A 10,269-nucleotide genomic window follows, 5' to 3' on the forward strand; every position below is an offset into this window, starting at 1 on the left:
GGACATGGCCGAGAAGATCGCCGCCGAAACGCCCGGCGCCTTCTATGCCAACCAGTTCGCCAATCCGGCCAACCCGCTGGCGCACGAGACCACCACCGGCCCGGAAATCCTCGCCCAGCTCGACGGCGATGTCGACGCGGCGGTGGTCGGCGTCGGCTCCGGCGGCACGCTGACCGGGCTCGGCCGCTATTTCGCGAAACATTCGCCGAAGACCGAGATGGTGCTGGCCGACCCGGTCGGCTCGGTGCTGGCGCCGCTGATCAAGACCGGCAAGATGGAAGAGGCCGGCAGCTGGACCGTCGAAGGCATCGGCGAGGATTTCGTACCGCCCAATGCCGACCTGTCGCTGGTCAGGAAGGCCTATTCCATCCCCGACAAGCAGAGCATGCTGGCGGTGCGCGATCTTCTCTCCCGCGAAGGCATTTTGGCCGGCTCCTCTTCCGGCACGCTGTTGTCGGCCGCGCTCCGCTATTGCCGCGAGCAGACGGTGTCCAAGCGGGTCGTCACCTTCGTCTGCGACAGCGGCAACAAGTACCTGTCGAAGGTCTTCGACGATTTCTGGCTGGCCGAGCAGGGCCTGGCCGAGCAGGAACAGCATGGCGATTTGCGTGACCTCGTCATGCGTTCGCACCGCACCGGCGACACGGTCTGGGTCGGCCCCGAGGAAAGCCTGCTCAATGCCTATGGCCGCATGCGCCGCTCCGATGTCTCGCAACTGCCGGTGCTCGACAATGGCAAGCTGGTCGGCATCGTCGACGAGGGCGACATTCTGGCCAAGGTCGACGGCCCCTATGACGGTCGCTGGGACCGCTTCAACGGTCCGGTGCGCACCGCCATGACCTCCAATCTGCACACGCTGCAGGCCAATCAGACGCTCGATGCGCTGCTGCCTGTCTTCGACCGTAACGAGGTCGCCATCGTCTTCGACAGCGAGGAGTTCATCGGCCTGATAACCCGCATCGACCTGATCAACCATCTGAGGCGCCGCGCAAGATGACCGTACACGGAACACCGGGCAAGAACCGCCTGGCCTTTTCGACCCGCACCATCCATGGCGGCCAGAGTCACGACCCGACGACCGGCGCGGTGATGGTGCCGATCTACGCCACCTCCACCTACGGCCAGCAGTCGCCCGGCGTGCACAAGGGGTTTGAATACGCCCGCAGCCAGAACCCGACCCGTTTCGCCTTCGAGCGCGCCGTGGCCGATCTCGAAAGCGGCACCAAAGCCTTCGCCTTCGCCTCCGGCCTGGCCTCGATCTCGACCGTGCTGGAGCTGCTCGATGCCGGCGCCCATATCGTCGCCACCGACGACATCTATGGCGGCACGTTTCGCTTGCTGGAGCGGGTGCGCAAGCGCTCGGCCGGGCTGCAGGTCAGCTTCGCCGACTTCACCGACCTTGCCGCCGTCGAGGCCGCCATCCGCCCGGAGACGAAACTGCTCTGGGTCGAGACGCCGACCAACCCGCTGCTGCGCATCGTCGACCTCGAAGCGGTGGCGGCGCTGGCAAAGCGCAAGGGCCTGCTCACCGTCGCCGACAACACTTTTTGCAGCCCCTACATCCAGCGCCCGCTCGAGCTCGGCATCGACATCGTCGTCCACTCGACGACGAAGTACCTCAACGGCCATTCCGACATGGTCGGCGGCGTCGCCGTGGTCGGCGACAACCAGGATTTGGCCGACCGGCTGAAATTCCTGCAGAACGCCATCGGCGCCATCTCCGGCCCGTTCGACTCCTTTCTGGCGCTGCGTGGCATCAAGACACTGGCGCTGCGGATGGAGCGCCATTCCGCCAACGGCCTGAAGATCGCCGAGTGGCTGGAAAGTCGTAACGACGTGCGCCGCGTCATCTATCCCGGCCTCGCCAGCCACCCGCAGCACGAAATCGCCAAACGCCAGATGCACGCCTACGGCGGCATGATCTCGGTCGATCTCGACCGCGACCTTGCCGGCACGAAACGCTTCCTCGAGCGCACGCAGCTGTTCACGCTGGCCGAAAGCCTCGGCGGCGTCGAAAGCCTGATCGAGCATCCCGCGCTGATGACGCACGGCTCGATCCCGGCGGAGAAGCGCGGCGCGATCGGGATATCGGATTCGCTGGTCAGGCTCTCGGCCGGCATCGAGGATGGGGATGATTTGATCGCGGATTTGGAGCAGGCGCTGGGCTAAAGGAAGCGCTCGGAGCATCGGCACACCTCTTCGTTATGCCAGCGCGATCATCAGGTCGGCGAATATTTGTCGGCAGCCCTTGCAAACAAAGGTGGAGTGATGCCTTAATACGTAGTTGCTCATCGGGGGGAGGGTAATTTGGCTAAGCTATGGATAAGCTTCTTTTGCTCACTTTTGTGGCCTCTTTCTAGCAGTGCTTTCGCAGCCGACTGCGACACAGCTCTCGTCATTGCTACCTACAGCAAAGTGGATTTTGCGTACAGCGACTGGCGTTCTGCAAGGAACGTCAGCCAGGGCCAGTACGATACTATAAAGCAGTCTGCTGGCGCGAACGCCGTGATATATGGCGTTCCTATGGGAGCCGATTGGAGCAGATTTCAGCAGAATATTAAGACGCTGAGCAATAACAGTAACGAATCGCTCACTAAGCAATCTTTCACGAACATAGCCTGGACGGGCCTCGACGATAATTCATTGGCGGCATATCAGGCGTGTCTTAAAGAAGAGGCTGCTTCTCAGCGCAGAGCAGTGTCGATCATTCCCGAGAGAGCCACGAAAAACGAGGTGACCTTCAGGGTTATATACAATCCTTCCGGCAAAATGCCGAACCCGATCAAAGTTAAGTGGTCTGGTAGTGCGGCGAAGCGCGCCAAAGGGCTTCCCAAATCCCTGACTGCCGACACTCAACTCATCACGGTAAGGCGCCCGAAACCAGGCGGAGACGACGAGCAGCTAATTGTCAATGCTGCCGCAGCGGGTGCTGGCGACGTAGTTGTTTTGACAGCCCTCCCGAAGACGATTCCCCCGGAGGACCGTCTCGCTGCGGAGTGCAACATTAGCGAAACATCCGACCCGTTGCCTAGTTTTGGCGTCCCAGGCTCTGCGAATTGGGCCTGCCCTCTTCCGACACAAGCCGGCCAATACAGAGTGACCGTAAGCATCAAGCCGACGGCGGATTCGCCCCTACGCGCAAACTACTCGCTGGCGTTGGTCGTTGCGAAGCTGAACGGCGAGTCGGCTACGCTTGATATTACGCAAGCCAATCAGATGGATACCATTGAGGGACCCAATCTGCTCAATCCTAATTTCTACAACAATGGGGGGACGTATTCATTGCCGGCAGGCAAGGTAACCATTCAGGTGAACGTAAGCTCTTCGGCGAATCACTGTTGTTTCGACACTTCCGGTGGCCGAGATGGAAACTTCACGATGCCGAAGGCGGTCACTTTGCGACTGGAAAAGCTGTAGCGCACTCTGATACAGACGACCCACGGAAGCACGAACCGACCAAATTGTGTCGGTCCAAGTTAGTTGCTGGGCCACGCCAGCCAGTCTGGCGGCTTCCTCCTTTGCAAATCCCGATTCCTCACTAAACTGCCCCCGCTTTGCGATCTCCGGAGGCGTCATGCGCGTGATCGTGCTGGGTGGCGGCGTGGTTGGCGTCACCACCGCCTACCAGCTGCAGAAGGACGGGCACGAGGTGGCGCTCATCGAGCGCCAGCCGCAAGTCGCCGCCGAGACCAGCTGGGGCAATGCCGGCATGATCGCGCCCGGCCATTCCTTCGTCTGGTCCTCGCCGAAAGCGCCGATGATCCTTTTGAAATCGCTGGTGCTGAAGGACCAGGCGCTGCGCTTCAGGATGTCGGCCGATCCCAGGCTCTACAGCTGGTCGTGGCGCTTCCTGATGGAGTGCACGGCGGAAAAGGCCAGGCGCAACACGCTGCTCAAGCATCGCCTTGCCGCCTATTCGCAGAGCGTGCTGCGCGAGGTGATTGCCGACGAGGCGATCGACTACGATCGCAACGATCGCGGCATCCTGTATTTCCACCGCAGCCAGCAGGCGCTCGACAAAGGCGTCGAGCATATGAAGCTGCTGGAGTCTGACGGGCAGGAGATCAGGCTGCTGGATCGCGAGGGCGTCGTGGCACTCGATCCGTCGCTGGCCTCGGCGCGGGGAAAGATCGCCGGCGGCATCTATTGCCCGACCGACGAGACCGGCGACCCGGCGAAGTTCACCCGGGCACTGGCGGCGAAGATCGCCGGGCGCGGCGGCGAAATCCGCACCGGCACCACCATCACCGGCATCGAGACCTCGGGCGACGGCGTCGCGCAGGTGCGGACCGACAAGGGCGTCTTCAAGGGCGATGCCTATGTGCTGGCGCTCGGCTCCTACAGCCCGCTGATCGCCAAGGCCGTCGGCATCAGCCTGCCGATTTATCCGATCAAGGGCTATTCGCTGACCATTCCCATCGGCAATCGCCCGCAGCCGCCGACCATCGCTTCAGTCGACGAGCACAATCTGGTCGCCATTTCGCGCTTCGGCGACCGCCTGCGCGTTACCGCCACGGCCGAATTCGCCGGCTACGACACCGGCCACAGACCGGCCGACTTCGCCTTCATGAAAGGCGTGACCGAGGAGCTCTACCCGGAAGGCGCCGATTACGACCGCGCAGAGATGTGGGCGGGCCTCAGGCCGATGACGCCGAACAACCTGCCGGAGTTCGGACAGCAGCGGCTGCGCAACCTCTACCTCAACACCGGGCACGGCCATATCGGCTGGACCATGTCGCACGGCTCGGCCCGCATCACCGCCGACCTGATCGGCGGGCGCCGGCCGGCGATTTCGATGGATGGACTTTTGAACTGAGAGCAGGATCGATCCCGCTCTGACAAGAAAGGGAACGCCATGTCCGCCAACCTTGCCGCCGCGCCCCTCGCCGCTTCGGAACCTGTCGATCTCGGCGTTCTGCCCTCGGAGATCGACGGCGGCCTCGCTTCGCGCGCGGCGATCGGGCTTGCGATCCTCGCCACCGACCAGACGCTGGAGCACGAGTTCCGCGCGCTGGTGCGCATTCCCGGCGTCGCCTTCTACGAGGCGCGTCTCTTCAACGACAACGACATCACGCCGGAAACGCTGCGCGCCATCGGCCCGCGCATCGCGCCGACCGTCGACCTGATCCTGCCCAGCATCCCGCTCGACGTCGTCGGCTTCGGCTGCACCTCGGCGACCATGACGCTGGGCGAGGAAGCCGTGTTCGCCGAGATCCGCAAGGCGCGGCCCGGCGTCGCCTGCACCACGCCGGTCACCGGCGCGCTCGCCGCCTTCAAGGCGCTCGGCGTCAGGGGCATCGGCCTGCTGACGCCTTACGCGCCCGAGATCAACCGGGGCCTGGTCGCCTATTTCACCGGCCGGGGCCTCGACATCGCCGCTGTCGCCACCTTCGACCGGCGCGACGACCGCGAGGCCGCCCGCATCTCGCTCGCCTCGATCGAGGCGGCGGCCGAGCGCATGGCCGCGGTGCCCGGCGTGGACGCGATCTTCATCTCCTGCACCAGCCTGCGCGTCGCCGAGGCCGTTGCGGCGCTGGAGCAGCGCATGGCATTCCCGTCACCTCGTCCAACCACGCCATGGCCTGGCACTGCCTGCGGCTTGCCGGCATCGACGACGTGGTGCCGGCCGGAGGCAGGCTGTTTGCCCTGCCGATCAGTTGATCCGGTTGGCCGAGCTGAGCATTGGCGCCAACAGCGTGCAGCGGTCTTGTCGACACGAACTTTCGCGCCGCGGCAGACCGTTCGAAATTCGCGAGTTAACGGATTCGGAAGGGGTTGTTTAACGCTTCGCTACTATCTCCCGCCTCGGGAGGCAGGACAGAGTGAGCGCGATGAACGACGACCCCGAAAAACGCAACGAATGGCGCGCCATTTTCTACGTCCAGGCGCGTGTCGCCATGCTGTTTGTCCCGATCATCGTCAGCCTTCTGATCATCGGCGCGCTCGCCGGCAACAACCGCGATCCCGGCGCCCTCGACCGCACCGTCACCAGTTCGGTGAAGTAGGGCGGTTTCGTCGCGAGATTGTTATTCATCCTTCCAAGGCAGAGGGCGTTCATCGTTTTGCGCAATCTCTCGTTGGGCTTCGGAGGCGCATCAAGCTGGACGTCAAACTGAGCGTAGGCTGCTGGCGTGACCGTGATTAGCGTTCGCTCAATCACCTCTCTCGGCTCGATGCGAGCGACGGACAGGCTCTTGCGGGCTTTGTCTGGAAGCTTGGCCTTCATCACGTCATTAAACCGCCATCGACATGTTCCGCCACCTTGGCCGGCGCAAAAAACTCAAACAAACTTCGGGATCGGCCCGTTCTGCGGCGTCGTGCGGTCGCCAAGGTCGATGAACACCTCGTCGACATAGCACCATGCCCAGCCTTCCGGCGGGTCGTAGCCCTCGATGACCGGATGGCTGGTGGCGTGGAAATGCTTGGTGGCGTGGCGGTTGGGCGAGTCGTCGCAGCAGCCGACATGGCCGCAGGTGCGGCAGAGCCTGAGATGCACCCACCACGATCCGCTCTTCAGGCATTCCTCGCAGCCGAGCGCGCTCGGCGTGACGTCCTTGATGTCGCTCGTGTGCCGGCATTCGTCCATTACGATCTCCTCGCCGGTTCGGATTGAACGCCGCCGCCGTTCTGCGCAAGATAGGCATGCAGCGCCGCCACCACCTGGGCGCCCTCGCCGACGGCGGCGGCGACGCGCTTGATCGAGCCGCAGCGAACGTCGCCGATGGCAAACACGCCACTGCGGCTCGTCTCCATCAGGCCATGTCGCGGCGCTACCTCCGCTCCGGTGCGGACAAAACCCTTGGCGTCGAGCGCCACGTTGCATTTCGCCAGCCAGTCCGTGTTGGGGTCGGCGCCGATGAACAGGAAGAGATGGCGGATCGGCCGCGTCGTCTCGGCGCCGGTCGCTCGGTTGCGCCAGCGCACCCGCTCGAGGTTGCTCTGGCGACCTTCCAGCGCAACGATTTCGGTCTCGGGCAGCACTTCGATGTTCGGCTGCGCCTGGATGCGCTCGACCAGATAGCGCGACATGGTCTCGTGGAGGCTGCCGCGGCGCGCCAGCAGCGTCACCTTGCCCACCTGGCTGGCCAGGAAGACCGCCGCCTGGCCGGCCGAATTGCCGGCGCCGACCAGCGCCACCTCCTGATCCCGGCAAAGCCGCGCCTCGATCGGCGACGCCCAATAGTGCACCGACGTGCCCTCGAACTGCGCCAGATTGGCGACATCGAGGCGGCGGTAGCGCGCCCCGCTGGCGATCACCACCGTGCGCGTGTGCACCGTCTCGCCATCGCCGACATCGAGCCTGTAGCCGGACAGGTTGCTGTCGCCGCTGAGCAGCTTTGCCTCGTCGGGGATCACCATTTCGACGCCGAACTTCTGCGCCTGGTTGTAGGCACGCGCCATCAGCGCCATGCCGGTGATGCCGGTCGGGAAGCCGAGATAGTTCTCGATGCGCGCCGACGCCCCCGCCTGCCCGCCGAAGGCGCGGCAGTCGAGCACGATCGTCGACAGCCCTTCGGAGGCTGCGTAGACCGCAGCCGCCAGTCCCGCCGGCCCGGCGCCGACGATCGCCACGTCGTAGACCTTGCTGGCATCGACGGGCCGCAGCAGGCCGACGCAGCGGGCGAGGTCGCTTTCGCCCGGATTGTGCAGCAGCTTGCCATCGGGACAGAGCACGATCGGCAAATGATGGGGATCGACATGGAAACGCTCGGTCAGCGTCCTGGCGCAGGGATCGGTGTCGGAATCGAGCGCGCGGTGCGGCAGGCCGCTGCGGGTGAGGAAGCCCTGCAGCCTCAGCACGTCGCCATTGCCGGAAGGGCCGATGATGATCGGTCCGCTGATGCCGCTTTCCAGGAGGCCGACGCGGCGCAGGATCAGCGCCCGCATGATCCGCTCGCCGAGGTTGGCCTCCTGCACCATCAGGTCGCGCAGCCGCTGCGAGGGGATGACGAAGGCTTCGACAGGCTCGGTGGCTTCAGCATTGACCAGCGACGGCCGGCTCGAAAGCTGCGCCAGCTCGCCGATGAAGTTGCCGGCGCCGTAGGAGATGATCGCCTCGCGCGGCCCGAGCCCGCCGGCCTGCGTGATCTCGACCTTGCCGGACAGGATGAGGATCAGGCCGGGCGACACCGTGCCCGCGACCACGATAGGCTCGCCGGCGGCATAGGTTCTGGGCACGCCAAAGCGGCGCATGCGCTCGATGTCGACATCTGAGAGCACGGGAAACATCTGGTCGCGCCGCGCGGCAATGGTCGGGCTGACGGAAGGGGCCATGGGGCGGACCGTAGCGCCGAGGTCGCCCGGTTTGAAGCGGTTTGTTCGGCGCCTGGTCGGATGGGGAGGTGGTAGGCTGCGCCCTGCGTCGTCATCGTCGACCCACGTCCATGCCCGAATTCAGCACAGGCGCCTGCACTCAAACGAATACGATTGGGTTACCCTCTCGCTCGGCACACATGATCAGGGCATCGAGTCCGGCGACGAACTTCACTATCTCAGGGATGTCGACGGAACGAAGAGTATCGAGCTCCTCGCGGATCTGACCGAAAGCAGATGCCTCGATCACGTCTCCCGAATGGCTGCTGGAGTAGAGCACCCGAGTTTGCAGCACGGAGTCGGGGTCCGTCAGAATATCGGCGACGATCTCTCGAAGATGACCGATAGTGGCGATATTTCCAAAACGGTAGTGGAACGCTACAGCGGCTGCCCAGGGATCACGAAGCCGAAGCGACGCCAGGTCGGCCTCACCCGTTTCTTCATCGGCCAGCACCAGGTCGGCATGGTACTCGGCCCTTAAGGAAGCGAGCTGCCTGAACACGACGGCGTCGAGACCCATTGAAGCGCTCCGGCTACTTGCGCGCGGCGAGCCAGTCCATCTGCGGCACGGTTTACCGGCGAAACACTCTGAAGGCTTATCTTATTGATCCCGTTGGCAGTCGGGAAAAGATGGTGCCCAGAAGAGGACTCGAACCTCCACTCCTTGCGGAACACGGACCTGAACCGTGCGCGTCTACCAATTCCGCCATCTGGGCTGGTGCGGGCTCATGTAAGCGGGCGAGCGATGTGTGTCAACGCGCTTTTTTGCCGATATTGGTGCTGCCCCTCATCGCCCTGCCGGGCACTTCTCCCCGTATAGGGACGGGGGGAAGGGGCCGGCCGCATCGTCGACGCCTTTCTTGTAACGGTGACGATTGACGAAATCGGCGACGACCGCGCCCTCTCCCCGTCACTATACGGGGAGAGGATGAGACTCGCTCCCGTCGCCGTTGGAAGAAAGGTCAGCCTTCCAGCACTTCCTTCGACGCCACCGTCGAATCGGCGTTGAGCGTGTAGATCACCGGCACGCCGGTGCCGAGCTCGAGCTTGACGATCTCCTCGCCGCTCTTGCCGTCCAGCGCCATGATCAGCGCGCGCAGCGAATTGCCGTGCGCGGCCACCAGCACTGTTTCGCCGCGCAGCACATGCGGCTGCAGGTCGTGCAGATAATAGGGCCAGACGCGCGCGCCGGTGTCCTTGAGGCTTTCGCCGCCGGGCGGCGACACATCGTAGGAGCGGCGCCAGATATGCACCTGCTCCTCGCCCCATTTCTTGCGCGCGTCGTCCTTGTTGAGACCGGAGAGGTCGCCATAGTCGCGCTCGTTCAGCGCCTGGTCGCGGATGGTCTCCAACTCGCTCTGGCCGACGGCGTCGAGGATGTGCTGGCAGGTCTTCTGCGCCCGGATCAGCGCCGAGGTGAAGGCGATGTCGAATTTCAGACCGCGCGCCTTGAGCTTCTGGCCGGCGGCCTTGGCCTCGGCATGGCCCTGCTCGGTGAGGTCGACGTCGCGCCAGCCGGTGAACAGGTTCTTCAGGTTCCATTCGCTCTGGCCGTGGCGCACGAGCACGAGGGTTCTCGACATGTTTGCTCCTTCGAAGGACAAAATATTGCAGAGGCCGCTTCAGCTCAGGCCGAGCACGTCCCGCATTGAGTAGAGACCAGGCTTCCTCGCCCGGGCCCAGAGTGCTGCTTTTACGGCGCCGCGCGCGAAGATCGCCCGGTCCTCGGCATGGTGGGATAACGTGATGCGCTCGCCCGTGCCGGCCAGGATCACGCTGTGATCGCCGACCACCGAGCCGCCGCGCAGCGCGGCGAAGCCGATCGTGCCCGGCTTGCGCACGCCGGTATGGCCGTCGCGCACGCGCACATCGTTGCCGGTGAGCGGGATGTCGCGGCCGGCCGCCGCCGCTTCACCGAGCAGAAGCGCCGTTCCCGACGGCGCGTCGCCTTTGTGG

Annotated in this window: 10 protein-coding genes and 1 tRNA gene; 5 read left to right on the top strand and 6 right to left on the bottom strand. The window is 64.3% G+C overall.

Annotation, left to right across the window (positions count from 1 at the left end):
- The 5 genes from EN781_RS15060 to EN781_RS35305 form a co-directional block, all read left to right on the top strand.
- Positions 1 to 997 (top strand): pyridoxal-phosphate dependent enzyme (locus tag EN781_RS15060; RefSeq protein ID WP_127400096.1); only part of this gene is annotated, 997 nt, incomplete at its 5' end.
- Positions 994 to 2,169 (top strand): cystathionine gamma-synthase, encoded by a 1,176-nt coding sequence (locus EN781_RS15065; RefSeq protein WP_126057306.1) that lies wholly within the window; start codon positions 994 to 996, stop codon positions 2,167 to 2,169. The genes EN781_RS15060 and EN781_RS15065, both read left to right, overlap by 4 nt.
- A gap of 138 nt (positions 2,170 to 2,307) precedes the next feature.
- Positions 2,308 to 3,417 (top strand): hypothetical protein, encoded by a 1,110-nt coding sequence (locus EN781_RS15070; protein WP_127400097.1) that lies wholly within the window; start codon positions 2,308 to 2,310, stop codon positions 3,415 to 3,417.
- Between the two features lie 157 nt (positions 3,418 to 3,574).
- Positions 3,575 to 4,816, top strand: coding sequence for a D-amino acid dehydrogenase (locus EN781_RS15075; RefSeq protein WP_126057304.1), 1,242 nt, complete (start codon positions 3,575 to 3,577; stop codon positions 4,814 to 4,816).
- A 39-nt stretch (positions 4,817 to 4,855) separates the two neighbouring features.
- The gene (locus EN781_RS35305) at positions 4,856 to 6,145 is read left to right on the top strand and encodes a hypothetical protein (RefSeq protein WP_245455296.1); all 1,290 of its coding nucleotides are present in this window, start codon (positions 4,856 to 4,858) and stop codon (positions 6,143 to 6,145) included.
- A gap of 135 nt (positions 6,146 to 6,280) precedes the next feature.
- Here EN781_RS35305 and EN781_RS15090 read toward each other — a convergent pair whose 3' ends face one another.
- From EN781_RS15090 to EN781_RS15120, 6 genes are all read right to left on the bottom strand, one after another.
- Positions 6,281 to 6,586 carry a UBP-type zinc finger domain-containing protein gene (locus tag EN781_RS15090; protein WP_126057302.1) on the bottom strand — a complete coding sequence of 102 codons (306 nt, stop codon included), beginning with the start codon at positions 6,584 to 6,586 and terminating at the stop codon, positions 6,281 to 6,283.
- Positions 6,586 to 8,274 (bottom strand): FAD-dependent oxidoreductase, encoded by a 1,689-nt coding sequence (locus EN781_RS15095; protein WP_127400098.1) that lies wholly within the window; start codon positions 8,272 to 8,274, stop codon positions 6,586 to 6,588. Before EN781_RS15095 ends, EN781_RS15090 begins: the two co-directional genes overlap by 1 nt.
- Positions 8,275 to 8,413: 139 nt before the next feature.
- Positions 8,414 to 8,833, bottom strand: coding sequence for a hypothetical protein (locus EN781_RS15100; protein WP_126057300.1), 420 nt, complete (start codon positions 8,831 to 8,833; stop codon positions 8,414 to 8,416).
- A 111-nt stretch (positions 8,834 to 8,944) separates the two neighbouring features.
- Positions 8,945 to 9,029: transfer RNA gene (locus EN781_RS15105), tRNA-Leu, on the bottom strand.
- A gap of 246 nt (positions 9,030 to 9,275) precedes the next feature.
- Complete coding sequence (locus EN781_RS15115) at positions 9,276 to 9,896, bottom strand: 2,3-bisphosphoglycerate-dependent phosphoglycerate mutase (protein ID WP_126057299.1); 621 nt, start codon at positions 9,894 to 9,896, stop codon at positions 9,276 to 9,278.
- Between the two features lie 39 nt (positions 9,897 to 9,935).
- Positions 9,936 to 10,269: dihydrodipicolinate reductase C-terminal domain-containing protein (locus EN781_RS15120; RefSeq protein WP_281034373.1), on the bottom strand; the 334-nt coding region annotated here is incomplete at its 5' end.

Source organism: Mesorhizobium sp. M4A.F.Ca.ET.090.04.2.1, assembly GCF_003999085.1.
Taxonomy (GTDB): Bacteria; Pseudomonadota; Alphaproteobacteria; order Rhizobiales; family Rhizobiaceae; genus Mesorhizobium.

Excerpts from the sequence above, each read along its gene's own strand:
- EN781_RS15065 (WP_126057306.1), top strand. The coding sequence starts at position 994 with ATGACCGTACACGGAACACCGGGCAAGAACCGCCTGGCCTTTTCGACC.
- EN781_RS15075 (WP_126057304.1), top strand. The coding sequence starts at position 3,575 with ATGCGCGTGATCGTGCTGGGTGGCGGCGTGGTTGGCGTCACCACCGCC.
- EN781_RS35305 (WP_245455296.1), top strand. The coding sequence starts at position 4,856 with ATGTCCGCCAACCTTGCCGCCGCGCCCCTCGCCGCTTCGGAACCTGTC.
- EN781_RS15090 (WP_126057302.1), bottom strand. The coding sequence starts at position 6,586 with ATGGACGAATGCCGGCACACGAGCGACATCAAGGACGTCACGCCGAGC.
- EN781_RS15095 (WP_127400098.1), bottom strand. The coding sequence starts at position 8,274 with ATGGCCCCTTCCGTCAGCCCGACCATTGCCGCGCGGCGCGACCAGATG.
- EN781_RS15100 (WP_126057300.1), bottom strand. The coding sequence starts at position 8,833 with ATGGGTCTCGACGCCGTCGTGTTCAGGCAGCTCGCTTCCTTAAGGGCC.
- EN781_RS15115 (WP_126057299.1), bottom strand. The coding sequence starts at position 9,896 with ATGTCGAGAACCCTCGTGCTCGTGCGCCACGGCCAGAGCGAATGGAAC.